At 66.9% G+C, this 26,325-nt stretch carries 26 protein-coding genes; 12 read left to right on the top strand and 14 right to left on the bottom strand.

Annotated elements, in window-relative coordinates:
- The first annotated feature begins 135 nt into the window (after nucleotides 1–135).
- From ACCQ03_RS02285 to lpxO, 5 genes are all read left to right on the top strand, one after another.
- Entirely contained in the window at nucleotides 136–510 is a 375-nt protein-coding gene (locus ACCQ03_RS02285; protein ID WP_057678872.1) for a DUF7079 family protein, read from the top strand.
- A gap of 101 nt (nucleotides 511–611) precedes the next feature.
- A complete protein-coding gene (bioH, locus tag ACCQ03_RS02280; RefSeq protein WP_057678876.1) occupies nucleotides 612–1,373 on the top strand; it encodes a pimeloyl-ACP methyl ester esterase BioH in 762 nt (253 codons plus the stop codon).
- Between the two features lie 44 nt (nucleotides 1,374–1,417).
- Entirely contained in the window at nucleotides 1,418–2,200 is a 783-nt protein-coding gene (locus tag ACCQ03_RS02275) for an SDR family oxidoreductase (protein ID WP_057678871.1), read from the top strand.
- Nucleotides 2,201–2,263: 63 nt separating this feature from the next.
- A complete protein-coding gene (gene bioC / locus ACCQ03_RS02270) occupies nucleotides 2,264–3,148 on the top strand; it encodes a malonyl-ACP O-methyltransferase BioC (protein ID WP_057678870.1) in 885 nt (294 codons plus the stop codon).
- A gap of 247 nt (nucleotides 3,149–3,395) precedes the next feature.
- Complete coding sequence (gene lpxO / locus ACCQ03_RS02265; RefSeq protein ID WP_057678869.1) at nucleotides 3,396–4,301, top strand: lipid A hydroxylase LpxO; 906 nt, start codon at nucleotides 3,396–3,398, stop codon at nucleotides 4,299–4,301.
- 205 nt (nucleotides 4,302–4,506) lie between these two features.
- Here the strand turns inward: lpxO and ACCQ03_RS02260 are convergent, their stop codons facing one another.
- The 3 genes from ACCQ03_RS02260 to ACCQ03_RS02250 are packed head-to-tail and all read right to left on the bottom strand — an operon-like array spanning nucleotide 4,507 to nucleotide 6,531.
- Nucleotides 4,507–4,926 carry a ketosteroid isomerase-related protein gene (locus ACCQ03_RS02260; RefSeq protein ID WP_209225182.1) on the bottom strand — a complete coding sequence of 140 codons (420 nt, stop codon included), beginning with the start codon at nucleotides 4,924–4,926 and terminating at the stop codon, nucleotides 4,507–4,509.
- Nucleotides 4,927–4,969: 43 nt separating this feature from the next.
- Nucleotides 4,970–5,587, bottom strand: coding sequence for a YdcF family protein (locus tag ACCQ03_RS02255; RefSeq protein ID WP_057678868.1), 618 nt, complete (start codon nucleotides 5,585–5,587; stop codon nucleotides 4,970–4,972).
- Complete coding sequence (locus ACCQ03_RS02250; protein WP_150147532.1) at nucleotides 5,572–6,531, bottom strand: pyridoxal-phosphate dependent enzyme; 960 nt, start codon at nucleotides 6,529–6,531, stop codon at nucleotides 5,572–5,574. Before ACCQ03_RS02250 ends, ACCQ03_RS02255 begins: the two co-directional genes overlap by 16 nt.
- A 157-nt stretch (nucleotides 6,532–6,688) precedes the next feature.
- Here ACCQ03_RS02250 and ACCQ03_RS02245 point away from each other — a divergent pair, with 157 nt between their 5' ends.
- The 3 genes from ACCQ03_RS02245 (at nucleotide 6,689) to ACCQ03_RS02235 (ending at nucleotide 10,552) form a co-directional block, all read left to right on the top strand.
- A complete protein-coding gene (locus ACCQ03_RS02245; protein WP_057678867.1) occupies nucleotides 6,689–7,162 on the top strand; it encodes a hypothetical protein in 474 nt (157 codons plus the stop codon).
- Nucleotides 7,163–7,729: 567 nt separating this feature from the next.
- Nucleotides 7,730–9,634 carry a tRNA uridine-5-carboxymethylaminomethyl(34) synthesis enzyme MnmG gene (gene mnmG, locus ACCQ03_RS02240; protein ID WP_017156481.1) on the top strand — a complete coding sequence of 635 codons (1,905 nt, stop codon included), beginning with the start codon at nucleotides 7,730–7,732 and terminating at the stop codon, nucleotides 9,632–9,634.
- 207 nt (nucleotides 9,635–9,841) lie between these two features.
- A complete protein-coding gene (locus ACCQ03_RS02235) occupies nucleotides 9,842–10,552 on the top strand; it encodes a DUF2490 domain-containing protein (protein ID WP_057678865.1) in 711 nt (236 codons plus the stop codon).
- 313 nt (nucleotides 10,553–10,865) lie between these two features.
- On the opposite strand, the gene ACCQ03_RS02230 is transcribed toward ACCQ03_RS02235, so the two are convergent.
- On the bottom strand, nucleotides 10,866–11,834 hold the full coding sequence (locus ACCQ03_RS02230) for an alpha/beta hydrolase (protein ID WP_057678864.1): 969 nt from the start codon (nucleotides 11,832–11,834) through the stop codon (nucleotides 10,866–10,868).
- A 273-nt stretch (nucleotides 11,835–12,107) separates the two neighbouring features.
- The gene (locus ACCQ03_RS02225) at nucleotides 12,108–12,968 is read right to left on the bottom strand and encodes a PA4780 family RIO1-like protein kinase (RefSeq protein ID WP_008578107.1); all 861 of its coding nucleotides are present in this window, start codon (nucleotides 12,966–12,968) and stop codon (nucleotides 12,108–12,110) included.
- Nucleotides 12,969–13,117: 149 nt separating this feature from the next.
- On the opposite strand from ACCQ03_RS02225, the gene ACCQ03_RS02220 reads away from it, so the two are divergent.
- Entirely contained in the window at nucleotides 13,118–13,978 is an 861-nt protein-coding gene (locus tag ACCQ03_RS02220) for an IclR family transcriptional regulator domain-containing protein (protein ID WP_057678863.1), read from the top strand.
- A 336-nt stretch (nucleotides 13,979–14,314) separates the two neighbouring features.
- Here the strand turns inward: ACCQ03_RS02220 and ACCQ03_RS02215 are convergent, their stop codons facing one another.
- The 9 genes from ACCQ03_RS02215 to ACCQ03_RS02175 all read right to left on the bottom strand — a co-directional run bounded on the left by ACCQ03_RS02215 (nucleotide 14,315) and on the right by ACCQ03_RS02175 (nucleotide 22,621).
- Nucleotides 14,315–15,241: an alpha/beta hydrolase gene (locus tag ACCQ03_RS02215; protein WP_057678862.1), complete on the bottom strand. Its 927-nt coding sequence runs from the start codon at nucleotides 15,239–15,241 to the stop codon at nucleotides 14,315–14,317.
- A 179-nt stretch (nucleotides 15,242–15,420) separates the two neighbouring features.
- Nucleotides 15,421–15,834, bottom strand: a complete 414-nt coding sequence (gene pcaC / locus ACCQ03_RS02210) for a 4-carboxymuconolactone decarboxylase (RefSeq protein WP_057678861.1) — start codon at nucleotides 15,832–15,834, stop codon at nucleotides 15,421–15,423.
- Between the two features lie 26 nt (nucleotides 15,835–15,860).
- Entirely contained in the window at nucleotides 15,861–16,643 is a 783-nt protein-coding gene (gene pcaD, locus ACCQ03_RS02205) for a 3-oxoadipate enol-lactonase (protein ID WP_057678860.1), read from the bottom strand.
- A gap of 10 nt (nucleotides 16,644–16,653) precedes the next feature.
- Nucleotides 16,654–18,006 (bottom strand): 3-carboxy-cis,cis-muconate cycloisomerase, encoded by a 1,353-nt coding sequence (locus ACCQ03_RS02200; RefSeq protein ID WP_150145404.1) that lies wholly within the window; start codon nucleotides 18,004–18,006, stop codon nucleotides 16,654–16,656.
- Between the two features lie 377 nt (nucleotides 18,007–18,383).
- A complete protein-coding gene (gene pcaG, locus ACCQ03_RS02195) occupies nucleotides 18,384–18,947 on the bottom strand; it encodes a protocatechuate 3,4-dioxygenase subunit alpha (protein WP_057658890.1) in 564 nt (187 codons plus the stop codon).
- A gap of 4 nt (nucleotides 18,948–18,951) precedes the next feature.
- Nucleotides 18,952–19,689, bottom strand: a complete 738-nt coding sequence (pcaH, locus tag ACCQ03_RS02190; protein WP_022558020.1) for a protocatechuate 3,4-dioxygenase subunit beta — start codon at nucleotides 19,687–19,689, stop codon at nucleotides 18,952–18,954.
- A gap of 78 nt (nucleotides 19,690–19,767) precedes the next feature.
- The gene (gene pcaF / locus ACCQ03_RS02185) at nucleotides 19,768–20,976 is read right to left on the bottom strand and encodes a 3-oxoadipyl-CoA thiolase (protein WP_057678527.1); all 1,209 of its coding nucleotides are present in this window, start codon (nucleotides 20,974–20,976) and stop codon (nucleotides 19,768–19,770) included.
- The gene (locus ACCQ03_RS02180) at nucleotides 20,973–21,761 is read right to left on the bottom strand and encodes a CoA-transferase subunit beta (RefSeq protein ID WP_057678528.1); all 789 of its coding nucleotides are present in this window, start codon (nucleotides 21,759–21,761) and stop codon (nucleotides 20,973–20,975) included. The genes pcaF and ACCQ03_RS02180 overlap by 4 nt, the downstream gene beginning before the upstream one ends.
- Nucleotides 21,758–22,621 (bottom strand): CoA transferase subunit A, encoded by an 864-nt coding sequence (locus tag ACCQ03_RS02175; protein WP_057658895.1) that lies wholly within the window; start codon nucleotides 22,619–22,621, stop codon nucleotides 21,758–21,760. Before ACCQ03_RS02175 ends, ACCQ03_RS02180 begins: the two co-directional genes overlap by 4 nt.
- A gap of 250 nt (nucleotides 22,622–22,871) precedes the next feature.
- Here ACCQ03_RS02175 and ACCQ03_RS02170 point away from each other — a divergent pair, with 250 nt between their 5' ends.
- The 3 genes from ACCQ03_RS02170 (at nucleotide 22,872) to ACCQ03_RS02160 (ending at nucleotide 26,264) form a co-directional block, all read left to right on the top strand.
- The gene (locus tag ACCQ03_RS02170) at nucleotides 22,872–23,948 is read left to right on the top strand and encodes an aromatic ring-hydroxylating dioxygenase subunit alpha (protein ID WP_209225180.1); all 1,077 of its coding nucleotides are present in this window, start codon (nucleotides 22,872–22,874) and stop codon (nucleotides 23,946–23,948) included.
- Between the two features lie 100 nt (nucleotides 23,949–24,048).
- Nucleotides 24,049–25,032, top strand: coding sequence for a PDR/VanB family oxidoreductase (locus ACCQ03_RS02165; RefSeq protein ID WP_057663627.1), 984 nt, complete (start codon nucleotides 24,049–24,051; stop codon nucleotides 25,030–25,032).
- A gap of 404 nt (nucleotides 25,033–25,436) precedes the next feature.
- Complete coding sequence (locus tag ACCQ03_RS02160) at nucleotides 25,437–26,264, top strand: DeoR/GlpR family DNA-binding transcription regulator (RefSeq protein WP_057678529.1); 828 nt, start codon at nucleotides 25,437–25,439, stop codon at nucleotides 26,262–26,264.
- Nucleotides 26,265–26,325: the final 61 nt, after the last annotated feature.

Raw genomic sequence — 26,325 nt, 5'->3', positions numbered from 1 at the left:
CTGCAGCGATTGCACGAGACAGCTGCATGGCAGGCGACAACGGCGCGCTGAGCGTGCATTGCGGGATGGATTTCCTGCAGTGGGCCAGCCGCGCAACCGGTGCGCGCCGGCATCCAGTCGCAACCGGGTACTGACATGTCACTCGCGATGACTGGCCCAGACACGGTGGCGCAACGGCGCGTGTGGGAAGCCTTGTCGCGGCTGTATCTGGACAACGACAGTTGCGACCAAGACGGCGTTGCGCGCGTCCTGGCTGCCTCGCCCTTCACCCTGGAACAGTTGCGCACGATGTTGTTGCATGAGGTGCATCCGGTACTGATCGGCAATCTGCGCAGCATGGCTGGCGTCTGGGATGGTTTCGATCCCGATTGGCTGGCTGCGGCGATCCAGGCGCGGCGCGCACGGCGCTGGCATTGGCCGGCGCGCTGGCACCGCTGCGGTCATGCGCGTGCGCAATGGGCGTTGCTGGCTCCAAAGATCGCCGCACTGCGTGCAGCCGCCACGCATTGACGTCTGGGCGCTGCACCCAACATCGGATCTGCATGCCCCCCATCACCAGCGCGCAGTTCCACGATGCATGCCGGCACGCCACAATCGGCGACAATGCGCGCATGCATATCGATGTCATCGGCCACGGGCCTGCGCTGGTTCTCCTGCACGGTTGGGCACTGCACGGCGGCGTGTTCGCACCGCTGGTAGAGCGCCTGTCACCGCAGTATCAACTGCATCTGGTCGACCTGCCCGGGCACGGCTTCAGTCGCGACGACAGCACGCCGTTGGCATTGCCTTATGTGGTTGCAGAAATTGCGGCCGCCACGCCGCCGGCGGTCTGGCTCGGCTGGTCGCTGGGCGGGCTGTTTGCGTTGCATGCGGCCGCCACCCTGCCGCAGGTGCGCGGGCTGGCGATGATTGCCGCCACCCCGCGTTTCGTGCGTAGCAACGATTGGCCAAGTGCCGTCCAGCGCGAGGTGTTCGTGCAATTCGGTGTCGAATTGTCGCGCGACTATCGCGGCACGCTGGAGCGTTTCCTGGCGCTGGACACGCTCGGCTCGGCGCACGCACGTAGCGAACTGCGCAGCCTGCGCGAGACGCTCACCGCGCGCGGTGAACCGGCACCGGAGGCGTTGCAGCAAGGCCTCACCCTGCTCGAACGCACCGATCTGCGCCGCGCCCTGCCGCAACTCGCACGCCCCAGCCTGTGGATCGCCGGGCAACGCGATCGCCTGGTGCCTGCCGCCGGCATGCATGCCGCCGCCGCGCTCAGCCCGCACGCGCAGGCGCTCACCATTGCCGGCGGTGGTCACGCGCCGTTTCTGGGTCATGCAGATCAGGTCAGCGAGGCGCTGCAACGCTTCGTTGCGTCCGTGCCATGAGCCGATCGTCGATCATGCGACATCGCTGATCGAGGACATCTCGCATGGATCTGGGAATCGCTGGCCGCTGGGCGCTGGTCTGCGCCGCAAGCAAGGGGCTGGGTTTGGGCTGCGCACGTGCATTGGCCGGCGAAAGCGTCAATGTGGTGATCGCCGCGCGCGGCCGTGAGGCACTGGAGCACGCCGCCGATGCCTTGCGCGCACTGCCCGGCGCCGGCCAGGTGCGCAGCGTGGTGGCCGACATCGCCACGCCGGAAGGACGCAGCGCGGCACTTGCGGCCTGTCCGCAGGTCGACATCCTGATCAACAACGCCGGCGGCCCGCCGCCTGGCGATTTCCGCCAGTGGGAACGCGAAGATTGGCTACGCGCGCTGGACGCCAACATGCTCGCCCCGATCGAACTGATCCGCGCCACCGTCGATGGCATGCGCGCACGCCGCTTCGGCCGCATCGTCAACATCACCTCCAGCGCGGTGAAGGCGCCGATCGACATCCTAGGCCTGTCCAATGGCGCGCGCGCCGGCCTGACCGGCTTCGTCGCCGGGCTCGCGCGCAGTACCGTGGCCGACAACGTCACCATCAACAACCTGTTGCCCGGGCAGTTCGCCACCGACCGCCTGCGCGGCAACTTCGCCGCCCTCGCGCAGCAACAGGGCAGCACCGTCGACGAGGTCGCCGAACGCAAGCGTGCGGGCATTCCGGCGGCGCGTTTTGGCGAGCCGGACGAGTTCGGCGCGGCCTGCGCCTTTCTGTGCAGTGCGCAGGCCGGCTACATCACCGGACAGAATCTGTTGATCGATGGCGGCAGTTATCCCGGCACGTTCTAGCGCGGCGCCTTGCAGGCCCGATCGATTCCCTCCGCCCCTGCCAGGGGCGACAATAGCCTTGCCATGACCAGTACTTTCGACCCCCGCCACGTCCGGCGCGCGTTTGCGCGTGCCGCCAGCACTTATACCGCCGCCGCCGCACTTCAACGCGAAGCGGAAACCCGCCTGTTCGAATCGCTCGACTACCTGGGCGAGCAGGTGCCCAAGGTGGTGCTGGATGTCGGCGCCGGCCCCGGCCATGCCAGCGCTGCAATCAAGAAGCGCTGGCCAAAGGCACAGGTGATCGCGCTGGATCAGGCCATGCCGATGCTGCGCCAGGCGCGCAAGGGCGCGGGCTGGTGGAAGCCGTTCACGCAGGTGTGCGCCGATGCGCGCGCGCTGCCGGTCGCCGACGGCAGCGTGGATGTGATCTTCAGCAATCTGTGCCTGCAGTGGGTGGAAGACCTGCCGGCCGTGTTCGCCGGTTTCCGCCGCGCGCTGCGCCCGGGTGGGCTGCTGCTGTGCTCCACCTTCGGCCCGGAAACGTTGATCGAATTGCGCGAGGCCTTTGCGCAGACCGACCCGGCCCCGCACGTCAGCCGTTTTCCGCCGATCGCCCAATTCGGCGACGCCTTGCTGATGTCCGGATTCCGCGACCCGGTGCTGGACCGCGACTTGTTCACCCTGACCTACAACGACCTGCCCGCGCTGATGCGCGAACTGCGTGCGATGGGGGCAACCAATGCACTCAGCAACCGCCGCGCCACCTTGACCGGACGCGGTCGCTTCGCGGCCGCCAGCGCTGCCTACGAACCGCTGCGGCGGCCGGACGGCACCCTGCCCAGCTCCTGGGAAGTGATCTACGCCCATGCCTGGGCGCCGGCACCGGGCGCGCCCATCCGCGAACATGGGCATGACGTCGCCAGCGTCCCGGTCAGCGCCATCCCGATCCGCCGCCGCATCGACTGAGCGGCGGTACAGAACGCCGGCCATCGCGCATCCACTGCCAGTGAGACACAGAGTCTTGCGCCCATGCCAATGCTCGGCCGTCAGGCTCGGCGGTGACACTTGCTAGAATTCTGAAGTGACCGGCCGCACTTCCTTGGTTGCGGCTCATCTGTTCGATGGTGGCTACCGACACCGCGCAGCAATGCGCGTGCACGTGTTGGAAGCCGCTCTTACGTTTGCGGCTCCCCGCCCCCAATCGGCCTCCCCCATGTTGAAGTGGCTCCTCATCGCGCTGTTCATCGCATCGGCGCTCTACATCCATTACCGCGGTCGCGTGCGGCACCGGCTCAGCCGGCAGTTGCTGGACCATTCCACCTTCATGGCCCCGATCAACACATTGATGTACCTGTGTTCGCGCGTGCCGACCACGCCGTTCATCGATCCGGGCAAGGAATTTCCCGAGCTGGCGCCGCTGCGCGCGAGCTGGCCACTGATCCGCGACGAAGCGGTGGCGTTGCAGCAGATGCAGAAGATCCGCGCTGCCGAAGGCTATACCGACATCGGCTTCAATTCGTTCTTCCGGCGTGGCTGGAAGCGCTTCTATCTGAAGTGGTACGGCACCGCGCACCCGTCGGCATCCGAGTTGTGCCCGCAGACCACCGCCTTGCTGAAGTCCATTCCCACCGTGAAGGCCGCGATGTTCGCCGAGCTGCCGCCCGGCAGCGAACTGCGCCCGCACCGCGACCCGTTCGCCGGCTCCATGCGCCTGCACCTGGGCCTGGCCACACCGAACGACGACCGTTGCTTCATCGACGTCGACGGCCAGCGCCACAGCTGGCGCGATGGCGAGTGGACCATGTTCGACGAGACCTATATCCACTACGCGCGCAACGACACCGACCAGGACCGCATCATCCTGTTCTGCGATATCGAACGCCCGATGCGCTGGCGCTGGGCAGCGGCGGTGAACCGCTTCGTCGGCCGCAGCCTGCTCTCGGCCGGCGCCTCGCCCAACCAGGAAGGCGACAAGACCGGCGGCATCAACCGCGTGTTCCGCTATTTCTACGCCGCACGCCTCAAGGCCAAGGCGCTGAAGGAACGCAACAACCCGCTGTACCAGGTACTCAAGTGGGGCATCTTCATCCTGGTGGTGATCGGGATCGTGTTGCTGTAATCCCCGCCCACCACGTGGGAGTGCACCTGGGCGCGACCGGCATCGCCGGTAACGCCTCATTGGGCGCAAGCGCGCTCCTACATCGGCGTAGCTCCGGCCGCGATACCGCACTAATCACGCAGGAGCGCACCCGGGCGCGACCAGGCATTGCCGGTAACGCCTCATTGCGCCCAGGTGCGCTTCTACGCAGCGCTGGTCGATACGCTCAGCGCGATACCTGCGCAATCCATTCCTGCAGGTTGTAGTAGTTGGTCACGCGGGTGATCTTGTCGCCGCGCACCTCGAAGAACGCACCGCCCACCAGCACATAGGGCTGCCCGGTGGCCTCCGGCAGGCCTTCGTCGGTGGTGTGATACACGCCATGCACCACGTACTCGGCACCGACCCGGGTGCCGTCGTCGCTGGCGATGACGACCACGTCGCGCAATTGCTCGCGGTAACTGTCGCTCATGCGCTGCAGGAACGCGGCAAATTCGTTGCGGCCGATTTCGCGCGGACCTTGATTGAGGTCGTGGGCGACGTCCTCGGCCAGAAACGCCAACATGCCGTCCCAGTCGCCACGGTTGAATGCCGCGTAGTAGGCCTGGACCAGGCCAATGGCGTGTTGCCGATGGGTCTCGCTCATGCTCGAACCTGCCCGCTGGGAAAGCCGCATCATAGGCCTGCGGTCACGGCCCTTGCACCACCAGATCGCGGTGGAAGTAATACACCTCCTGCAACAGGAAGCGCCAGCTGGTGTGGAAGCTGCGAAAGCGCGTGCTCGGCGTGGACGAGGCCAGCGCGTCCACGCCCAGCTCCTGGCTCAATCGCAGTGCGCGCGCCATGTGCAGCGGGTCGCTGACGATGATCGCCCGATGCATGCCGTGCCGCTCCATCAACGTGCGCGCCTGTTCCAGGTTCTGCCGGGTCGTGCGCGATGCGGTTTCGATCACGATCGCTTCCGGCGGAATGCCGTGGCGCAGCGCATAGCGCCGGGCCACCTGCGATTCGGCAAAGCGCGCACCGTTGCCGAAACCGCCGGTGAACAGCAGCCGCGGCGCGTAACCCTGCCCGTACAGATCCAGCGCATGCCGGATGCGTTCTTCGAACACGGGCGAAGGGCGCGCATCGTAGGCCGCCGCGCCCAGCACGATGATGACATCGGCCGGCGCGGCCTGATCGCGGTCGCCGACCCATACGATCCAGCCGGCCACCGCCACCAGCCAGATCAGCGCCAGCATGCACAACCGCCAGCCCCAGCCCCACAGGCCGAGCCCGCGCGAGCGCCTGCTCACGCCGCGGCCCAAGGCAAGGCGTCCAGATCGACATTGCCGCCGGACAGGATCAGCCCCACCCGCCGCCCGGCGAACCGCGCCGGCTCGGCCAGCACCGCCGCCAGGGTGATCGCCGACGATGGTTCAATCACCTGCTTGAGCACCTGCCAGACCAGCCGCATCGCCTGCACCACCGCGGCATCGTCGACCGTGATCACCTGTGCACCGGCGTGCTGCAGCAGCGTGAAATTGGGCGCGCCCAAGCTACCGCGCAGACCGTCGCACACAGTGTCCGGCACGAAATCGACCAGCCGCTGACCGGCCGCCAGGGAGCGCGCGGTATCGGCCGCACCGGCCGGCTCGGCCAGCACCAGCGCGCAGCCCGGCGTGCAGCGCAGCGCCAGCGCGGCCCCGGCCGCCAGCCCGCCACCGCCGACCGGCGCCACCAGCACGTCCAACCCGCCGCTTTGATGCAGCAGTTCCAGCGTGGCGGTGCCCTGCCCGGCGATCACTGCGCGATCTGTATATGGGTGCACCAGCGTGGCGCCGCTGCCGGCCTGCACCTCGGCGCACATCTGTTCCCGCGCCGCGATGGTCGGCGCGCAACGCCACAACGTGGCGCCGTTCCGGGAGATATTGGCCAGCTTGGCCGCTACCGCGCCCTCGGGCACCACCACATGGCAGCCGATGCCGCGCGTACGTGCGGCAAGCGCCAGCGCCGCGCCGTGGTTACCGGATGAATGCGTGACCACGCCATGCGAAGCCAGCTCATCCGGCAGCGACCACACGGCATTGCAGGCACCGCGGAATTTGAATGCGCCACTGCGCTGCAAATGCTCGGCCTTGAAGAACAACTGCGCACCGCTGAGCGCATCCAGGCCGTGCGATGTCAGCAACGGTGTCGGCGCGCAGTGCGGCGCAATCCGCGCGGCAGCCTGCAGGACGTCGGAATGGGCAAGGGGGACCGTCTCGATCATGCCCGCAAGATTAACGTATCGCCTCCTCTTCACGGGTCGCACGCAGTGCCGCCGCGCATGCTGGATCGATGACGAAGCATCGCAATGCCACACAATTAAGGACCGATTCAATGCATCGGTTCGACAGTGGCACCATGGTTGCAGGAGGGCACCATTCATGAAATTCCGTCTGATCTTCGCCGCCGGGCTGTTGGCCCTGAGCGGCTGCGCAACCTACGACTACACCGGCGGTGGGTCGGGCGGCTATTACCGTGGTGCGCCTGCCGTGCAGTATCGCTATCCGCCCGGCTACTCCCCGTACTTCTACGGCAACCCGTATGGTTTGCCATATGGCTATGGCGCCGGGTCGATCGGCCTGTACGACTACCCGGTGTACCCGGTCTATCGTGGTGGTGGCGGCTACTACTACCGGCAGTACGATCGCCGTCCGCAGTACCGTCCGCCGCGCCCGAACGGCTCGTTCAACAACGGGCAGCGCCCCGGCGGCTCGCGGCCGCAGCAACCCAATCGCCCGCCGGCGACCGGCGCTCCGCCGTCGCGGCCGCCACCGCGGATCGGCGCTCCGCCGCGTGTCATTCGCGAGATCCAACGGCAAACCGCTCCGCGAAACACACGCGAACAGATTCCGTAAGACGCTGACTGCGACCTGGCCCACATTTGGCGATATTGGGGGCTTGCGTTCAGCTGACGATTGGCCGCAAGCTAGGTGCTCTGTGTGACCCGCCACGTCATTTTTTGACCGCGCCAGCCCCACTGAACGACTTATGTCGATGTCCGACAGGGAAATCTGGATCCCCCCTGTTCCGGCCCTGTCGGATATCGGCGCCTACAAAAGCAGAAAGCCCCGGCATGCCGGGGCTTTCTGTTTTTTGTTTCGATGTTGCCTGGCGGGCGCTGCAGCGGAGGGCTCGCCGACTGGCAGGAATCGGAAAAAATAAGGGTCGGCAGTCCCCCGACTACCGACCCTTACGCTACCCCATCGCACGCGCGGCTGGCCCCTGTTCCAATTCCAGCCTTTGCGCCCATGTCGCAATGCCGCGACGGGTGCAGTAGGGATATCCGCACGAAACATGCCAACTTGAGGGTCACTTGCGCATAATGTGATTTACGTCACATTTTTAGCGGACAAGTGACCTGACCCGCCCTTCAGCCGATACTTCCGCAGCCGTTTTTCCTTTTCCGCTCCTGGTCCACGCCCATGTCCGACTCCTTCTATCGCTACGACGTCATCGTGATCGGAGGCGGTCATGCCGGCACCGAGGCCGCCCTGGCGTCTGCACGCGCAGGGGCGCGCACCTTGCTGCTCACCCACAACATCGAGACGGTGGGGGCGATGAGCTGTAACCCGGCCATCGGCGGGATCGGCAAGGGCCACCTGGTCAAGGAGATCGACGCACTCGGCGGGGCGATGGCACGCGCAGCGGATCTGGCCGGCATCCAGTGGCGCACGCTCAACGCCTCCAAGGGGCCGGCAGTGCGTGCCACGCGCTGCCAGGCCGACCGCAACCTGTATCGCACTGCGATCCGCTGCATCGTCGAGGCCCAGCCCAACCTGACCGTCTTCCAGGCGGCCGTGGACGATCTGATCATTCATCACGGCGCCAGCGAAGCCGACAGCGTGCGTGGGGTCATCACCCAGACCGGGCTGCGTTTCCAAGCGCCGTCGGTGGTGCTGACCGCCGGCACCTTCCTGGCCGGCAAGATCCATGTGGGCGAAACCCAGTACGCGGCCGGGCGCATGGGCGATCCGCCGGCCACCACGCTGGCCGCGCGCCTGCGCGAGCGCCCGTTCGCGATCGACCGGCTCAAGACCGGCACCCCGCCGCGGATCGACGGGCGCACGCTCGATTACGGCGTGATGGCCGAGCAGCCCGGCGACGACCCATTGCCGGTGATGTCGTTCATGGGCCAGGTCAGCGACCATCCGCGCCAGGTCAGCTGCTGGATCACCCAGACCACCGAGCAAACCCACGAGATCATTCGCAACGCGCTGCATCGCTCGCCGCTGTATTCGGGGCAGATCGAAGGCATCGGCCCGCGCTACTGCCCGTCGATCGAAGACAAGGTGGTGCGTTTTGCCGAGAAGACCAGCCACCAGATCTTCGTCGAACCCGAAGGCCTGGAGGTGGCCGAGATCTATCCCAACGGCATTTCCACCTCGCTGCCGTTCGATGTGCAGCTGGCGCTGGTGCGCTCGATCCACGGCTTTGCGAACGCGCACATCACCCGCCCCGGCTACGCCATCGAGTACGACTTCTTCGACCCGCGCGGGCTCAAGGCCTCGCTGGAAACCAAGGCAGTGGGCGGGCTGTTCTTCGCCGGGCAGATCAACGGCACCACCGGTTACGAAGAGGCCGCCGCCCAGGGTCTGCTGGCCGGGCTCAACGCAGCGCGCCAGGTGCAGGGGCTGCCGGCGTGGTCGCCGCGCCGCGACGAGGCCTACCTGGGCGTGCTGGTCGACGATCTCATTACCCACGGCACCACCGAGCCGTACCGCATGTTCACCAGTCGCGCCGAATACCGGTTGCAGCTGCGCGAGGACAATGCCGATGCGCGCCTGACCGGCGTCGGGCGTGCGATGGGCCTGGTGGACGACGCGCGTTGGGCGCGCTTTGCGGCCAAGCAGGAGGCGGTGCAACGCGAAACGACGCGGTTGTCTGCACTGTGGGCCACACCGGGCAATGCGCTGGGCCGCGAGGTGGCCGACGCCCTGGGCGTGACGGTCAGCCGCGAAACCAACGTGCTGGATCTGATCAAGCGCCCGGAACTCACCTACGCCACCTTGATGCGGGTGCCGACCCTGGGGCCCGGCGTGGCCGATACGCAGGTGGCCGAGCAGGTGGAAATCAGCGTCAAGTACGCCGGCTACCTGGATCGCCAGCGCGACGATATCGCGCGTCAGCAACGTCACGAAACCACGCCGATCCCGGACGGTTTCGATTACGCCAGCGTCCGCGGGCTGTCGATCGAAGTGCAGCAAAAGCTCGAACGCGTGCGCCCGCAACACATCGGCCAGGCCCAGCGTATTCCTGGCATGACGCCGGCGGCGATCTCGCTGCTGCTGGTGCATCTGGAGCGCGCGCGCCGCAGCCAGGTGGCGTGATCGACGCGACGATCGCTGCCCGTCGTCAGCGATCGTCGGGGCATCCATTCCGTAAAGGCAGCGGTGACCGCGCCAGTCATCGCGAAGCGATGGCGTGTCCCGATGCGCGAACATGCGGACGAGCAAAGGCGCCCTGAGCCGACCGAACGGTTGAAGCGGGCTCAAGCGTTATTGCTATGATTTGCCAACGACTACACATTTCGACACATGAACGCATCTCGCACGTTGTTGCCGGCACTCTTCCGCAGCGTCTGCGCCCTGCTGCTGTTGACAGCGGCATGCAGTTGGCCGGCGCATGCCAAGACCGAAGAAGACGGGCGTTACTGGCTGAGCGTCTATGCGCAAGGCAAGCTGCCGGTCGAAAACCTGTACTGGAGCATGGATGTGCATCCGCGCTGGCGCGAAGAAGGCGAGCAGTTCGATCAATTGATCCTGCGCCCGGCGGTGTTCTACCGGCTCAACCCCAAGGCCAGCGTCTGGATGGGGTACGACACCATCATCAGCCATCCGGCCGGGCAGCCATCCAACCGCGAAAATCGCTGGTGGGGGCAATTTCAATATCAATTCGATCCGATTGCCGAGATCACCATTACCAGCCGCACGCGCCTGGAACAGCGTCACCGCGAAGGCTTCAGCGATGAAGGGTATCGCGTGCGGCAAATGATCCGCGCGGTGCGCCCCAGCGGCTTCAGTCCGCAATTGTCGTGGGTGGCGTTCGACGAAGTGTTCGTCAATCTGGATCAGACGCGATGGGGCGCGCAGCGCGGACTCGATCAGAATCGGGTGTTTGTCGGCATCAACTGGAAATTCAATGCCATTGCCAACGCCGACGTCGGTTACCTGCATCAGTTCGTCAACACGCGTGCGGTGGATCGGGAAAACCACGTCTTGATGACCACGTTCCGCTTCAATTTCTGAGCGCCGCGTGCGCGGGCCGGTTGCAGGGCGAGGTTGAAAGCGGTGCGTTCAATCGACACCGGGCTGCGATGCGCTAGCCGATTCGATGTTAACTGCGAACTGCCGACGAGCAACCGATGCCGACTGCGACACTCCGCGTGGTGCGCAGCGCCCATCGGCGCCGGCATGCAGGCCGGCGCATGCCTGCATCCAGGTGTTCTTTTTGCGAGGCGGGCGAGCACGCCGTGACACCCGCACCGCCGCTGCAGTGACACCGCCGGAGTTGCGGCAGCGCGTGCGCCTCGGCACGGCACGGCACGGCTGCCACAGGTTGTCAGGCTGCCCTGCGTTCGATCGCGGGCAGCAGGCGCTGGCGCAGCGTCAACGCCGCCAGGTCCAGCGTTTCACCGGCAGCACGCAAGACGCTGCCCATGTTGATGAAGCCGTGGATCATGCCCGGGAAACTGTGCAGGGTGACTTCCACTCGCGCCGCACGCAGGCGCTCGGCATAGGCGCGGCCTTCGTCGTAAAGCATGTCGCGGTCGCAGACCACGACCAGCGCAGGCGCGACGCCTGCGACATCCGGCGCCAGCATCGGCGAGACACGCCAGTCGTTGGCCACCGCCATATCGGGCAGCAGATGGCGGTTGAAGAATTCCACCGCTGCCGCAGTCAACGGTGGCAAGCCGGCGTTGAGCGAGCGCGATGGATACAAGCCGCTGTCCTGGCGCGCGTCGGTCAGCGGATAGACCAGCAGTTGGCAACGCAAGGCGATGCCGGCATCGCGCGCGGCCAGTGCGGCAACCGCGGCCATGGCGCCGCCGATGCTGTCGCCGCAGATCGCAAGGCGCTGCACATCGGCGCCGACCGTGTCCGGGTGCGCAACCAGCCAATGCAATGTGGCGATGACATCTTCCACGCCGGCCGGCGCCGGGTGCTCGGGGGCGAGGCGGTAATGGATCGCCAGCACCTGACAGCCGGCACGCGCCGCCAGGTGCCGGCACACATCGTCATGCGACTCGAGATCGCCGACCAGACCGCCGCCGCCGTGCACGAACAGGCAGGTCGGGGCCGGGCCGGCCGCGAGCCCGGTGGGGCGATACAAGCGCAACGGCACCGCACCGGTAGCGGCATCGGCCTGCAGATCGCGTACCTCGGCCATTTCGATGCGGGGGAAGCCGAACTGCGCGCCCACCGCGCGCATCATCGCGCGCGCGCCTTCGATCGGCAGGGTTTCCATGGGCGGCTGCGCCGCCTCTTGAAGCTGGGCGAACAGGCGCACGACATCAGGATCAAACGACATGACGAACTCTCCGATAGGCGATGGTCGAGCTTGCCAGATTGTTATGAACCATCACTATTCGAATCGTTAACTAGTGCTGACGGAAAGGCCGGTGGGCCGGGCACAAGTGCAAAAAGTCCGGAATTGCTGGGAAAAGTGACCACCCACGCGTAGATCGGCCGCTCGACGACAGTGCCGGTACCGCAGCGCGCGCGTTGAATTTGCTGCATTGCATCGCGACCGATGCGCTGCTGTTGCGGACCTGGCGGCCGGCGCAGCGGCCAGTGGCGCTGCCTAGTCGTTGTCTTCGGCAGCCGCTTCGCGGCCTTGCTGGCGAATGAGGTTTTCCTGGCGCGCATCTTCGATCGAGGCACGGACGGCGCGTACATCGGCGCGACGGGTATCGAACTTGAAGCGCCCGGTAAGCACGCTGTCCGGACGCAGTTCGCCCTTTTCGAACAGCGCCCACATCTCTTCGCCGTAATGGGTGTCCAGCAGCTCGGGCGCGAAACGGCCCAGGCAGTCGCGCAGGTTGTGCACGTCGCGCAGCAGCATGTCGCGCGCGGCATTGTTGCCGGCGGCGCTGACCACCTGCGGAAAGTCGATCACCACCGGGCCATCGGGCGAAACCAGCACGTTGTATTCGGACAGATCGCCGTGCACCAGTCCCAGCGACAGCATCTTGACCACATCGCCGATCAGGCTGGTGTGGAAGGCGCGCGCCTGCTCGGGTTCCAGGTCCACCTCGCCCAGCCGCGGTGCGCTGTGACCGGCGTCATCGGTGACCAGGTCCATCAGCAATACCCCGTGGAAATAGCCGCGCGGTTTGGGCACATGCACGCCGGCATCCACCAATTGGTAGAGCGCGTCGGCTTCGGTGTTCTTCCAGGCGGTTTCAGCTTCCTTGCGGCCGAACTTGGTGGCCTTGCCCATCGCACGCGCCTGCCGGCTGCCACGCACTTTACGGCCTTCCTGGTACTGCACGCGCGCCTGGAAACTGCGTTGCGCCATGTCCTTGTAGACCTTGGCGCACAGGATCTCGGCGCCTGCGCTCACCACGTAGACAGAGGCTTCCTTGCCGCTCTTGAGTGGTCGCAACACTTCGTCGATGACGCCGTCGTCGATCAGCGGCTGCAGGCCGTTGGGGGTTTTCATGGACTAAGCGCACCGATCCGTCACAAACCAGCGACGATTATGCGGCAAGCAGGGTGAAGCGCTTACATGCCCACGCGCAGAGTGTGAGCCGGGGCATGCCATGGCGCGAGCGCTTACCATGCACGGACCTGTCCGCTACCGCACTCCTAATGCCCGAGCCCGCCTCCAGCCGCCGCAAACGTCCCGCCGCCGTGGTTGCGGCCGGCAGCGAGCGTGGCCTGCCGCATGAATTGATGCAGCAGATCGCCGCCGCCCAGGGCGATCCGGACTTCATGACCTCGCTAGGCCGCGGGCTGGTGGTGCTGAGCGTGTTCGCGCAGCACGCGCGCGAAGTGACGATGTCGCAGATCAGCCTGGAAACCGGCATCTCGCGCGCGGCGGTCCGGCGCGTGCTGCATACGCTGGCCAAGCTGGGCTATGTGGGCGAGCAAGGGCGTGGCTACGTGTTGCTGCCGCGCGTGCTGGGGATCGGCGGCGCGTACGCGGCGGCGTCATCGATGACCGCGGCCGCGCAGCCGGTCCTGGACGGGCTGCGCGACCAGTTGCACGAATCGTGTTCGCTGGGCGTGCTGGATGGCGACGACCTGCTGTACGTGGCGCGGTCGGAAACGGTGCGCATCATGTCGATCGGGCTCCGGCCGGGCACCCGCCTGCCGGCTTATTGCACCTCGATGGGGCGGGTATTGCTGGCCGCGCTGCCCGGCGACACCTTGCAGGCGTATCTGGAACGTACCACCTTGCGTCCGCGGACCGACCGCACGGTGACCCAGGCCTCGGCGCTGCTGGAGGTGCTGGCGCGCACGCGCCGCGAAGGCATGTGCCTGACCGATCAGGAACTGGAAATCGGCCTGCGCTCGATCGCCGTGCCGGTGCGCAACCTGCGCGGCGAAGTGATCGCCGCGCTCAACATCGGCGCCCAGGCCGGGCGGGTGAGCCTGCAGACGATGCAAACGCAGTTGCTGGAACCGCTGAAGCGGGCAGCGCAACGGCTGGGAACCTTGTTGAGCTAGAGCCTGACAAGGCGGTGCCGGCGCAGCATGCAACCTGGCGCTTGCGTTGCGTTGCGCTGGCGGTGCAGCGATCGATCGCACAGGTCAAGCACTTGCAAGCGCGCATCTGGCGTGGGACGACGCTTAGGCAGGCGACGGGTTGCAACGCGCGTGCACGCCAGGTGCGAATTGACTGCCACCCGGTGCTGCGGGCCTACCGGCTCGGAGCGGCGATGAAGCGTCGCAATCCGTCACTGGCGCGGGATGTGTGCAGGCGCCGGAGTTGCGACTGGCAGGCGCCAGGTCGAACATGCGCCGCGCCCGCCTCGCGGCTGCGCAGTCATCCGTCCGCTGCGCTTAGCGCGGCCGGCGCAAAAAGCGCACCACCGCGTCCACCCAGGCTGCGTGGCTGTCTTCGACCTGGGCCACGTGGTCGGCGTGCGGCAAGGTCACCCAGCTGCGATCTTCGCTGCGCAGACGTGCGTAGAGATGAGCATTGTCTGCCTGGGTGGCGATCGGGTCGTCGACGCCGCGCAACAGCAAGACCGGGAGCGTTGCGACCTGCTCGGGATGGAAGGCGAACTGCTCCATCGCGCGCCAGTCGGTGCGCACCGGGTCCGCTGCCAACGCCTGGGCGACGTAAGCCGCACGCACGGCCGGTGGTGCCGCATGGGCGGTGATGAAGTCCTCACCGGCCGCAGCGGCCGTGGTGGGTGCGCGCACGGGCCGAGCTGCCGGAACTTCCGGCGCGGGCGGTGCATCCACATCGTCCGGGAAGCCGAACAACACCAGTGCAGACATCGCCTGCGGTTGTTGCTGGGCAAGCAGCAACGCCACTCGCGCGCCGTTGGAATAGCCCAGCAGTGCGGGCGGCGGCACATCGGGATGGGTCTGCGCGACCCAGGCCAGCACGCTGCGGACATCGGCCACTGCACGGGCGGGCGTATTCCAGCCCGTGCGGTCGCGTGGGCTGCCGCCGTAGCCGCGCAGATCCACCGCGTACGCAGCAAACCCGGCTTGCGCGAGCGCCGCAAGGACAGAGCGCGCGTCACGCGGTTCGCCAGGCACCTGCAAATCGAAGTTGGGCAATGCACTCCAGGTGCGGCCGTGCACCAGCACGATCGCACCACGCGGCTGCGCGGGCACGCGCGACCACACGGCCAGCGTCTGGCCATCGTCGGTCCGCACCTGCGACACCACGGTGCCGGGCCCGGGTTGCGGTTGTGCGTGCAGCGCCACCGTGACCAAGGACGACAACAGCAGGCAGACCAGGCGACGCAGCATGCGATGTCTCCGGTTACAGTGGATTGAGCGTGGCCAACACATGCGTGCGCGCAGTCGGCAAGCGACTGTGGATGGCGCGCCAGGCACCACGGTGGACGGGTGGTCCACGCCGCACCGAGTACCGAGCACGCGCGCCGGACGCTGAGCGCCATCGTTTTGTCCACCGCACTGAAACGACCTTACCGAGGTTGCGCCGTCGATGCTACGCCGGTCTCGGCGGCTTGCTCTTCCAGGATCGGCCTGGCCAGCGCGAACGCGTGGTTGGCGGCCGGCACGCCGCAGTAGATCGCCGCCTGCAGCAGCACTTCCTTGATCTGCGCAGGCGTCACGCCGTTGTTGCGCGCCGCACGCACGTGCAGCTTGAATTCTTCATCGTGGCCTAGCGCGATCATCATCGACAGGGTGATCAGCGAACGGGTGTGGGCCGGCAGGCCGTCGCGGGTCCAGATGCTGCCCCAGGCGTAGCGGGTGATCAGGTCCTGAAACTCTTCGGTGAAGTCGCTACGCGCGGCCAGCGCGCGGTCGACATGTGCATCGCCAAGGACGCGCCGGCGCTGGCGCATGCCGGCTTGATAACGTTCGTCTTCGTGCATGGAAGGTCCTTGCAAGGTGGGAAAGCTCACTGGCCCTGAAGAAAGCCGAGCACCGCCTGATTGAACGCGGCCGGCGATTCCAGGTTGCAGATGTGGCGGCCGGGCACCTGGGCGTAATGACCGTCCGGCGCGGCATAGGCGATCTCGCGCAGGTCAGGCGGTGGGCACACCGGGTCGTCGTCGCCGGCCAGCGCCAGCAGCGGCAGGTTCAACCCATCCAGCGCGCCACGGAAATCGGCATCGGCCACCGCCTGGCAGCAGGCGATGTACCCGGCCGGCGAAGTGGAGACGAAGGCAGCGGCGATCATGTCCAGGCGCTGCGCGTGGCTGACGGCAAATTCCGGGGTAAACCAGCGTTGCAGCGTGGCATCGATCAGCGTCGGAAGGCCCTCGCTGCGCACCTGTTCGATGCGGGTTTCCCAGGTGGCGGCATTGCCGATCTTCTGGGCGGTGGCGCATACCACCAGCCGGCGCAAGCGCTGCGGTGCATGCAGGCCCAGCCACTGGCCGGTGAGCCCGCCGATCGACAGGCCGCAGAAATCGCTTTGTGCGATCTCCAGCGCGTCCCACAGTGCCAGCACGTCCCGACCCAGGTCGGCCACGCCATACGGGCCGGGCGGCGTCTCCGAATACCCGTGGCCACGGCGGTCGTAGCGCAGGATGCGGTAGTGCGGGGCGAAGGCTTCGATCTGCACGTCCCACATGTGCAGATCGGTGCCCAGCGAATTGCAGAAGGTCAGCCAGGGGCGTCCTTCGGTGCCGTCCAGGCGGTAATGCAGGCGATGCGTGGGCAACTGGAGATAAGCCATCGAGGCACCGTCAACAGGAAGAAGATCCAGCCAGCACGCGGTCGATCCACACCGAGGACATGCCGCGCCAACTTGCGCTATCGAACACTGCCTGCAGTTGCGCGTGCGTGAGCACCGCGCTCACCTGCGCGTGCTCGCCAAGCACCTCGCGCAGATGCCGTTGCTGTGCCTGCGCGCGCAGCGCTGCCTGTTCCACCAGGGCGTGCGCCTGCGGCTTGCCTAGGTGTGGCGCGAGCGCGAACACCGCCGCCTCGGCGTAGAGCAGCCCGCCGTGGCTGTCCAAATGCGCCTGCATGCGCGTGCGATCCAGTTCCAGGCCGGACAGGCACAGCTGCATCTGCGCCAGGCTGCCGGCGGTGAGGCAGACGATCTGCGGCAAGGTGTCCCATTCGGCATGCCATTGGCCGGCCGCGCGCTCGTGCGGCTGTGCCATGGCGCTGAACAAGGTGGCGACCAGGCCCGGTACGCGGGTGGCCGCAGCCACCGCTGCCACGCTGGAGACCGGATTGCGCTTGTGCGGCATCGCCGACGAGCCGCCCTTGCCGGTGGCGGCCGGCTCGAACGCTTCGCCCACCTCCGATTGCATCAGCAACACCACGTCGCCGCCGATCTTGCCCAACGTGCCAGCCAGCAGGCCGAAGGCGCAGCCGACCTCGACGATGCGGTCGCGCGCGGTATGCCAGGGCAGCGCAGGCAGCGGCAACGCCAGCGTGCTCGCCAAGGCCTGCGCCACTTCCAGGCCACGGCCCTGCAACGAGGCCAGGGTGCCGGCCGCGCCGCCGAACTGCAGCACCAGGGCATCGCGCCGCAAGCCGTGCAGGCGCTGCTGCGCACGCTGCAGGGCGTCCAGCCAACCGGCGACCTTGAGCCCGAAGGTGACCGGCACGGCCTGCTGCAGCAGGGTGCGTCCGGGCAGGCCGGTGTTGCGCTCGCTTTCGGCCAGCACCGCCAGATCGGCGCACAGGGCGTGCAGACGCGGCAGCAACAGATCGAGCGCAGCGCGCAGCTGCAGCACCGTGCCGGTATCGATGACGTCCTGGCTGGTCGCGCCCCAGTGCACCCAGCGCGCAGCGGAGTTGTCGTGCGCGGCCACCTGCGCGGTCAGCGCCTTGACCAGCGGAATGGCGGGGTTGCCGGCCAGCGCCGTGGCCTGCGCCAACGCGGCCAGGTCGTAGTGCTGCACATCGCAGGCAGCGGCAATGGCCTGCGCGGCCTCGGCGGGAATCACCCCGCACTGCGCCTGGGCGCACGCCAGTGCGGACTCGAACTGCAGCATCGCCTGCACGCGCGCGGCATCGTCGAACAAGGCCTCGCACGCAGGCGCGCCGAACAAGGATCCCAACAACGAAGATGTCGCGCTCATGCATTGCATCTCTAGGCGTGCCGGCAGCATCGCACCGATGTCCCAGGGTGCCAACTAGACCAAAGGGCAATGCATGCGGCGCGCCTGCCACTGCCGGGGTGATGTGGATGAGGCCATGCGTACTTGCGGTGCGTGCACGCGCGTTTGCCACGCGGACCGCCGCCCCTGAGGCGTGTGCGTGCGCCGTCATGGCGCATTGCGTGCCGCCGGAGAGACCTGGGCGGTTTTGTGGCGGCGGGCGCTTGTGCACTCGCGCGCGTAGCGCTGTTGGCGCTGTTGGCGCTGTTGGCGCTGTTGGCGCTGTTGGCGCGGCAGCGTGCCGGCAGGATGCAGCGCGGTCCCCGCACACAGACGGCGTTTCAAGATCGGCATGCGGATCAATAGCGGAAGAACACCGTTTCCGCTTCACCCTGCATGTGGATGTCCCAGGTGTAGGCACCACCTGGAAGCGGCTGGGCCAGCAAGGTGGCGCGCCGCTCAGCCGGCACCAGCGCCAGGATCGGGTCGCTGCCCAGCTGCGGGTCGTCGGCGAAATACAGCCGCGTCGACGCCGCGCGCAGCAGGCCGCGCATGAACACCAGCACCGTCAGATGCGCTGCCTGCTGCTTGCCGTCCGGGCCCGCCACCCTGCCCGGCTTGATGGTGCTGAAGGAAAAACGCCCGTGCGCGTCGGTCGGCACGCGGCCCCAGCCGTCGAAGCTGGGGTCGTGCGCCTGGCAGCGAGGGTCGGCCGCATGCGCATAGATGCCGGCAGCATCGGCTTGCCACACTTCCAGCACCGCATCGGCCACGGGCGCGCCGGCACCATCGAAGATGCAACCGCTGATCTGCACATGCGCGCCCGCTGCCTGCGCAGGTGCGATCTGTTGGCGATACAGCGGCTCCAAGCCAAGCCGGTAATATGGGCCGACGGTCTGCGACGGCGTTGCATGCAGGCTCATCGTGTCACTCCCAGACCGTTTGCTTGCGACCGCGCAAGACGATGTCGAAGCGGTAGGCCAATGCGTATTCGCTGACCGCATTTTCCCAGTCGAAACTGGACACCATGCGTTCACGCGCCAACGCATCGTCGACGCAGTTGTAGATGGGGTCGTGCGCCAGTAGCGGGTCGCCGGGGAAATACATCTGAGTGACCAGCCGCTGCCCGATGCCATCGCCGTGCAACGAAAAATGGATGTGCGCCGGCCGCCAGGCGTTGTAGTGATTGCGCCACGGATACGCGCCCGGCTTGATGGTCTTGAAACTGTAGCGGCCGTGCGCATCGGTCAGCACCTGGCCGGTGCCGCGGAAGTTGGGGTCCAGCGGTGCGTCGTGCTGGTCGCCAGCGTGCTGGTAGCGGCCTGCCGCATTGCATTGCCACACTTCAACGATGCTGTTGCGGACCGGCCTGCCGTTTTCGTCGAGCACGCGGCCGGAGACGATGATGCGCTCGCCCAGCGGCGCGCCACTGAAACCGGCAGTGAGATCGGCCGCGTGCGCGCCCAGCGTAAGCCGGTCCAGGCGCGGGCCAGTGACTTCCGACAGCGTGACCGGCAGGTCGATCGGCGCACGCGTGGGCCCGCGCAGGGTGGTGGAAGCGTATGCCGGATGCAGGTAGGCCGGCTGCGTACCGGGCCGGCTGCGGCGATAACCGAGCAGCGGTTCGGCGGCGATGGCAGGTTGCTCAGCGGTGGGATCGCGCATCTTGAATCTCCGTCGGCAGCAAGACGACTCGAACGACATGGGTGCGAGGGAAGGACGAGGGAGGTTGCAACGGCCGGTTCACAGGCGCTCGATCGCCAACGCCACGCCCTGCCCCACGCCGATGCACATGCTGGCCAGCCCGAACCGCCCGTTGCCCGCCTCCAGCTGCCGCAGCAAGGTCAGCGCCAGCCGCGCGCCGCTCATGCCGAGCGGATGCCCAAGCGCAATGGCGCCACCGTTGGCATTGACGTGTGCGGCATCGTCGGCCAGGCCCAATGCACGCGTGCAGGCCAGCGCCTGCGCGGCGAAGGCTTCATTGAGTTCGATCGCATCGAACTGCGCGATGCGCAGGTTCAAGCGCGCCAGCAGACGCTCGGTGGCCGGCACCGGGCCGATGCCCATGTACGCCGGCTCCACGCCCGCCGAGGCGAACCCCAGCACACGCGCACGCGGCGTCAGCCGATGCGTCTGCACGGCCTGCGCCGAGGCCAGCAGCAAGGCAGCGGCGCCATCGTTGAGACCGGAGGCATTGCCGGCCGTCACGGTACCGGGCTGGCGGAACACCGGTTTGAGCTTGGCCAACATCTCGGCGGTGGTGTTGGGACGCGGCGCTTCATCGTGTTCGACGGTGGAGGCATCGCCGCCCTTGCGCGCGGCCACGGCCACCGGGGTGATTTCGCCATCGAAAAAACCGGCCGCCTGCGCCGCCGCTGCGCGCTGCTGGCTGCGCAGGGCAAACGCATCCTGGTCTTGGCGCGCGATGGCATACCGCTGTGCCACGTTCTCTGCCGTTTCACCCATCAATTCGATGCCATAGACGGCTTGCAGGCGCGGATTGATGAAGCGCCAGCCCATGGTGGTGTCTTCCAGCTGCTGGGTGCGGGCGAAGGCGCTGTCGGCCTTGCCCATCACCCAGGGCGCGCGCGACATCGATTCGACACCGCCGGCAATGGCAAGATCCAGTTCGCCGGCACGCATGCCGCGCGCCACCGTGCCGATCGCGTCCAAGCCCGAGCCGCACAGGCGATTGAGCGTGCTGCCCGGCACCGAAGACGGCACGCCGGCCAGCAACAGACTCATCCGCGCGACATTGCGATTGTCTTCGCCGGCCTGGTTGGCGCAGCCCAGGTACACATCGTCGATTGCGGCCGGCTCCAGCTGCGGCTGCCGCGCCAGCAATGCGGCGATCGGCACTGCGCCCAGGTCGTCGGCACGCACGCTGGACAAGGCGCCACCGTAACGGCCGATCGGCGTGCGGATGCCATCGATCAGATACACCTCGCTCATGCCTGGGCTCCCGCTGCCTGCGCGCCATGTGCCGCATCGGTGCGTGCCTGCAGCGCGCGCAGGGCGTCCAGCTCGGCACCGCTGGGCGGCGTGGTGTGTGCAAGGTCGGCGGCGAACCGGATCGGCCACCCGGTCGCCGCGCTGACCTGCTGGCGCGTGGTGCCGGGATGCAACGAGGTCACGGTGAGTTCGCGGGTCACAGGGTCGGGCTCCATCACGCACAGGTCGGTGACGACCACGGTCGGGCCGGCGCCGGGCAGGCCAGCACGCGCGCGCGCATCGCCCCCGTCCAGATGCCCGACCGTGGTGATGAAGTCCAAGCGTGAAACGAAGCTGCGTGTGGATTGGCGCATAATGATGAACACCTGCTTGGCGCTGGCCGCGATTTCCGGCGCGCCACCGGCGCCGGGAAGCCGCGTCTTCGGTGCGTCATAGGAGCCAATCACGGTGGTGTTGAGGTTGGCGTAGCGATCGATCTGCGCCGCGCCCAGAAAGCCCACGTCCACGCGCCCGCCCTGCAACCAGTAGCGGAAGATCTCTGGCGTGGAGACCACGGTGTCGGCGGTTTCGGCCAGCTCGCCATCGCCGATCGAGAGCGGCAAAACCTGCGGGCGCGCACCGATCGGGCCGGATTCGTAGATCAAGGTGACGTCGGGCGCATGCGTAAGCCGCGCCAGATTGGCGGCAGTGGACGGCAAGCCGATGCCGACAAAACACACCGCGCCATCGGGCAGGCGACGCGCAGCGGCCACCGTCATCATTTCGTTGGTGCTGTAGGCGCTCATGCGGCCACCTGCTGCTGCGACCGTGCATACACGCGCTGAAAACCGGCGAAGTCGTCGGTGTCGAGAATATGCGCCTGGATCCAGGCCTGGAACGTCGCACGGTCGCGCGCGATCGCATCCCAGGCCAGATAGAACCGGTTGTCGCGCGCGTAATAGCCATGCGCATACGAGGGCGCGGCGCCACCGGGCACCACGCAGACCGCATCGACCACCCAACGCGGCAGGATGCAGGCATTGGGTGGCGCATCGAGGCTGTCGACGATCTCTTCCACCGTCACGATCACCTTGCGCGCTGCCAGCGCGGCCTCTTTCTGCACACCCAGAATGCCCCACAGCAGCACGTTGCCGCGGCGATCGGCCTGCTGGGCGTGGATCACCGTGACATCGGGATTGACGGCCGGCGAGGTGGCCAGTGTCTGGCCGGTATACGGGCACTGCAGGAACCTGATGCTGTCGTTGACGCGCGGCAGATCCGAACCGACATACCCGCGCAACACTGCAAACGGCAGCCCCGACGCACCGGCCACATAGGCATTGGCCATATCGGCGTGACTGTGTTCGCGAATCTGCAGCGGCTGCGGCCAGGCGTGTTCCACTGCATCGCGCAACCGGTGCAACGAGCCGACGCCGGGATTGCCGCCCCAGGAAAACCGCAGCGCTGTCGCGCAGCCGGCGCCGATCAACTGGTCGTAGATCAGGTCCGGCGTCATGCGCACCAGACGCAGCGCGCGCTTGCGCTGGCGAATGACTTCGTGCCCGGCCGCTTGCGGAATCAGATGGGTGAAGCCTTCCATCGCCACGCAGTCGCCATCGGCGATCAGCTGCGACACCGCGTCGGCGAGAGCGACGATTTCGGCCATTGCGTTCCCTTCAGCACAGCGAGCGTGGGGTCACGGTAGGCGCAGCCGACGGGACGGTCAATCCGATAATCGGTGACTCGAATCGATATTCGCACAATTTCGCCAGACCAGTGGCGCGCCCACATTGTCTCCGGTGTATACATAACTTCGCTCGCAAGCGGACGCCAGCGTTGCGATGCGCGCTAACTAGCTGCAGGCCGGCGCAAGCCGCGTCGCATCCAGGTTGCCTACATACCCAGGAGTCACGGTCATGTCGCAGTCCAAGCCGCTGTTTCCCCTCAACGCGTGGTATGCCGTTGCCTGGGACCATGAGATCAAGCACGTGCTCAGCCCGCGCAAGCTCTGCAACCTGGACGTGGTGGTCTACCGCACCACCGCCGGCACAGTCGTTGCGCTCGAAGACGCGTGCTGGCATCGGCTGGTGCCGTTGTCGATGGGCAAGCTGCGCGGCGACGATGTGGTGTGCGGCTATCACGGGCTGGTCTACAACACGCAGGGGCGCTGCGTGCACATGCCCTCGCAGGACACCATCAATCCCTCGGCCTGCGTGCGCAGCTTCCCGGTGGCCGAAAAACACCGCTACGTCTGGATCTGGCCGGGCGACCCGGCCAAGGCCGATACGCGCCTGATCCCCGACCTGCACTGGTCGCACGATCCGGCGTGGGCCGGCGATGGCCGTACCATCCACGCCAAATGCGACTATCGGCTAGTGCTGGACAACCTGATGGACCTGACCCACGAGACCTTCGTGCACGGCTCCAGCATCGGCCAGGACGAAGTGGCCGAAGCGCCATTCGATGTGGTGCATGGCGATCGCAGCGTCATCGTGTCGCGCTGGATGCGCAATATCGACCCGCCGCCGTTCTGGGCCAGCCAGATCGCCCGCCAACTGGACTACCGCGGCAAGGTCGATCGCAGGCAGATCATCCGTTTCGAGGCGCCCTCCACCATCGCCATCGATGTGGGGGTGGCCATCGCCGGCACCGGTGCGCCCGAGGGCGATCGCAGCCAGGGCGTCAACGGCTACGTGCTCAACACCATCACTCCCGAAACCGACACCACCTGCCATTACTTCTGGGCGTTCATGCGCAACTACGCGCTGCACGACCAGTCGCTGACCACGCTCACCCGCGAGGGCGTGACAGGCGTCTTCGGCGAAGACGAAGCAGTGCTGGAAGCGCAGCAACGCGCCATCGATGCGCACCCGGATCACACCTTCTACAACCTCAACGTCGATGCCGGCGGCATGTGGGCGCGACGCGTGATCGACCGCCTGATCGCGCAGGAACAACGCGCGCAGGATCTGTCGTTGCGCATGGTGGGCTGAGCACGTCGCATGCGGACCGCCCTGTCATCGATCACAGCGACGCATTGCAGCCCCGTCGCAGCCGGCGCCGGCCCACAGACCTCATTGCCTGGAGCCCTTCATGCGTAAAGACACCCAGTGGCATCGCGCCCGCGTGGTCAGTATTGCCGACGCCTGCCCGGGCGTGCGCGAAATCGTGCTCGATCCCGGTACCGCCGCGCGCAGCTTCGAGGTGGGCAGCCACGTGGATTTCCGTTTGCAGTTGCATGGCCGCGACGATGTGCGCTCGTATTCGTTGGTGGGCGAACCGCGTGCCGATGGGTACTACCAGATTGCAGTACGACAAATGCCCGACAGCCGCGGCGGCTCGCTGCAGATGTGGACGCTTGCGCCGGGCGACGTGGTGGAGATGTCCCCGCCCAGCAACAATTTCGCGCTGGACGAAAGCGGCGAGGAAATCCTGCTGATCGCCGGCGGTATCGGCATCACCCCGATCATCGGCATGGCGCAGCGGCTGGCGCGCCGGCATCGCGCGTTTCGTCTGCTGTACGCCGGCCGCTCGCGCAGCGCAATGGCGTATGTCGGCACGCTGGAAGCACTGCTGGGCGAACGTTTGCAGTTGCAATGCGACGACAGCGCCGGCCCGCCGGATCTGGCTGCCGAACTGGCGCGCCTGTCGCCCAATGCCGAGGTGTATGTGTGCGGCCCGCTGGGCATGCTCGAAGCGGTGCGCCAGCACTGGCACGCCGCCGGACGGCCACGTGCGCGCCTGCACTTCGAAACCTTCGGCAATAGCGGGCGGGTGCCGGCGCAGGCGTTCGTGGTGAAGTTGCCGGAGCTGGGCCTGGAAGTGCCGGTGGCTGAAAACGAATCGATGCTGGACGCATTGGCCGATGCCGGGGTGGAGCTGATCGCCGAGTGCCGCCGTGGCGAATGCGGTTTGTGTGCAGTGGACGTGCTGGACAGTTCCGCCGATATCGATCACCGCGACGTGTTCTTCAGCGACGAGCAGCGCCGGGAGAATCGCAAGCTGTGTGCCTGCGTGTCGCGTGCGGTAGGCGGCAGCATCAGCATCGACACCGGCTATCGCAGCGCGCTGGGCTGAATCCGGCCGTCCAGCCGTTTGGCGGCCAGCCACTCCTGCGTGTTCACATCTCGCCGGGGTGCAGCGGCAGGCGCACATCGCTGCGCGTATCGTCTGGCGGCTGCGGTTGATACTGGGCTTCAGCAAGGAACGCGTTTGCGGCGCCCGCGTTGCATCGGCCAACCCACTGCCGTGTCCACGCATGCTGGCAACTTCTCGTTGGCGCTTCAGCAGCACACATCGAGGGCGATGATTCTTACCGAGCCCTGGCCGAGCCTGCTGGGCAATCGGATGCGTCCAGGAACGCGAAGCCTGGGCGCAGCGCATCCGGCAATCGTCAAGCGTGCACCGCTTCAGGCCGATGTTCGCCCGCAAGCCCATATCGCGCGCTGCGTGCACGCGGCCGTGTTTGCATCCTCACGCGTATGCGCGATCATCTGCGCATGGAGTCGACTCACTACAGGACTGTCCCGGCGCCGGCATTGAACCCGCGCCAGGAGCAATTGGTGGCGCTGGTGCGGCAGCAGGGCTTTGCCGAGGTCGAAGGTTTGGCCACGCGCTTCGAGGTGACGCCGCAGACCATCCGGCGCGATCTGACCCTGCTCTGCGATGCCGGCGTGCTGCGCCGCTATCACGGCGGCGTCAGCATGCCCTCCAGCGTGGAGAATCTGGCCTACACCGCACGCAAGGCGCTGCAGGCCCGCGAAAAACAGCACATCGCCGCACGTGTTGCGCGCTTCATTCCCGACGATGCCTCGCTGTTCATCAACCTGGGGACCACCAACGAAGAAGTCGCACGCGCGTTGCTGCAGCACCGCGGACTCCGGGTGATCACCAACAATCTCAACGTAGCGGTGATGCTCAGCGCCAACCCCAGCTTCGAGGTGATCGTGGCCGGCGGTGTGGTGCGCGGGCGCGACCAAGGCGTGACCGGCGAGGCGACGGTGGAGCTGATCCGCCAGTTCAAAGTGGATTTCGGGGTGATCGGCATTTCCGGCATCGATCTGGACGGCACCCTGCTGGATTTCGATTACCAGGAAGTGCGGGTGGCGCAGGCCATCATCGAGCACTCGCGGCATGTGCTGCTGGCCGCCGACCACAGCAAATTCGGCCGCAACGCCATGGTGCGGCTGGGCGCACTTGCACAGGTGCACGACTGGTTCACCGACCGGCCGCCGCCGCAGGAGCTGGCGAGTGTGCTGGCCGAGGCCGGCACCCGGGTGCACCTGGCGGACGCGAACGCAACCGACTGAGGCGGATGTTCGTTTTTGATCGTTTTTATGCGATGGCCGCCAAGAACCACCGAGTTCGTCA

Origin of the sequence: Xanthomonas sp. NCPPB 3569 (genome assembly GCF_041475645.2) — a bacterium.
In the GTDB taxonomy this organism is placed as follows: Bacteria; Pseudomonadota; Gammaproteobacteria; order Xanthomonadales; family Xanthomonadaceae; genus Xanthomonas; species Xanthomonas phaseoli.
The sequence above is the reverse complement of the archived record's forward strand: the minus strand, read 5'-3'. Positions and strand labels throughout refer to the sequence as shown.

What these genes read in the sequence shown, in the direction of transcription:
- ACCQ03_RS02285 (WP_057678872.1), top strand. Translation starts at nt 136, where the DNA reads ATGTCACTCGCGATGACTGGCCCAGACACGGTGGCGCAACGGCGCGTG.
- bioH (WP_057678876.1), top strand. Translation starts at nt 612, where the DNA reads ATGCATATCGATGTCATCGGCCACGGGCCTGCGCTGGTTCTCCTGCAC.
- ACCQ03_RS02275 (WP_057678871.1), top strand. Translation starts at nt 1,418, where the DNA reads ATGGATCTGGGAATCGCTGGCCGCTGGGCGCTGGTCTGCGCCGCAAGC.
- bioC (WP_057678870.1), top strand. Translation starts at nt 2,264, where the DNA reads ATGACCAGTACTTTCGACCCCCGCCACGTCCGGCGCGCGTTTGCGCGT.
- lpxO (WP_057678869.1), top strand. Translation starts at nt 3,396, where the DNA reads ATGTTGAAGTGGCTCCTCATCGCGCTGTTCATCGCATCGGCGCTCTAC.
- ACCQ03_RS02260 (WP_209225182.1), bottom strand. Translation starts at nt 4,926, where the DNA reads ATGAGCGAGACCCATCGGCAACACGCCATTGGCCTGGTCCAGGCCTAC.
- ACCQ03_RS02250 (WP_150147532.1), bottom strand. Translation starts at nt 6,531, where the DNA reads ATGATCGAGACGGTCCCCCTTGCCCATTCCGACGTCCTGCAGGCTGCC.
- ACCQ03_RS02245 (WP_057678867.1), top strand. Translation starts at nt 6,689, where the DNA reads ATGAAATTCCGTCTGATCTTCGCCGCCGGGCTGTTGGCCCTGAGCGGC.
- mnmG (WP_017156481.1), top strand. Translation starts at nt 7,730, where the DNA reads ATGTCCGACTCCTTCTATCGCTACGACGTCATCGTGATCGGAGGCGGT.
- ACCQ03_RS02235 (WP_057678865.1), top strand. Translation starts at nt 9,842, where the DNA reads ATGAACGCATCTCGCACGTTGTTGCCGGCACTCTTCCGCAGCGTCTGC.
- ACCQ03_RS02230 (WP_057678864.1), bottom strand. Translation starts at nt 11,834, where the DNA reads ATGTCGTTTGATCCTGATGTCGTGCGCCTGTTCGCCCAGCTTCAAGAG.
- ACCQ03_RS02225 (WP_008578107.1), bottom strand. Translation starts at nt 12,968, where the DNA reads ATGAAAACCCCCAACGGCCTGCAGCCGCTGATCGACGACGGCGTCATC.
- ACCQ03_RS02220 (WP_057678863.1), top strand. Translation starts at nt 13,118, where the DNA reads ATGCCCGAGCCCGCCTCCAGCCGCCGCAAACGTCCCGCCGCCGTGGTT.
- ACCQ03_RS02215 (WP_057678862.1), bottom strand. Translation starts at nt 15,241, where the DNA reads ATGCTGCGTCGCCTGGTCTGCCTGCTGTTGTCGTCCTTGGTCACGGTG.
- pcaC (WP_057678861.1), bottom strand. Translation starts at nt 15,834, where the DNA reads ATGCACGAAGACGAACGTTATCAAGCCGGCATGCGCCAGCGCCGGCGC.
- pcaD (WP_057678860.1), bottom strand. Translation starts at nt 16,643, where the DNA reads ATGGCTTATCTCCAGTTGCCCACGCATCGCCTGCATTACCGCCTGGAC.
- ACCQ03_RS02200 (WP_150145404.1), bottom strand. Translation starts at nt 18,006, where the DNA reads ATGAGCGCGACATCTTCGTTGTTGGGATCCTTGTTCGGCGCGCCTGCG.
- pcaG (WP_057658890.1), bottom strand. Translation starts at nt 18,947, where the DNA reads ATGAGCCTGCATGCAACGCCGTCGCAGACCGTCGGCCCATATTACCGG.
- pcaH (WP_022558020.1), bottom strand. Translation starts at nt 19,689, where the DNA reads ATGCGCGATCCCACCGCTGAGCAACCTGCCATCGCCGCCGAACCGCTG.
- pcaF (WP_057678527.1), bottom strand. Translation starts at nt 20,976, where the DNA reads ATGAGCGAGGTGTATCTGATCGATGGCATCCGCACGCCGATCGGCCGT.
- ACCQ03_RS02180 (WP_057678528.1), bottom strand. Translation starts at nt 21,761, where the DNA reads ATGAGCGCCTACAGCACCAACGAAATGATGACGGTGGCCGCTGCGCGT.
- ACCQ03_RS02175 (WP_057658895.1), bottom strand. Translation starts at nt 22,621, where the DNA reads ATGGCCGAAATCGTCGCTCTCGCCGACGCGGTGTCGCAGCTGATCGCC.
- ACCQ03_RS02170 (WP_209225180.1), top strand. Translation starts at nt 22,872, where the DNA reads ATGTCGCAGTCCAAGCCGCTGTTTCCCCTCAACGCGTGGTATGCCGTT.
- ACCQ03_RS02165 (WP_057663627.1), top strand. Translation starts at nt 24,049, where the DNA reads ATGCGTAAAGACACCCAGTGGCATCGCGCCCGCGTGGTCAGTATTGCC.
- ACCQ03_RS02160 (WP_057678529.1), top strand. Translation starts at nt 25,437, where the DNA reads ATGCGCGATCATCTGCGCATGGAGTCGACTCACTACAGGACTGTCCCG.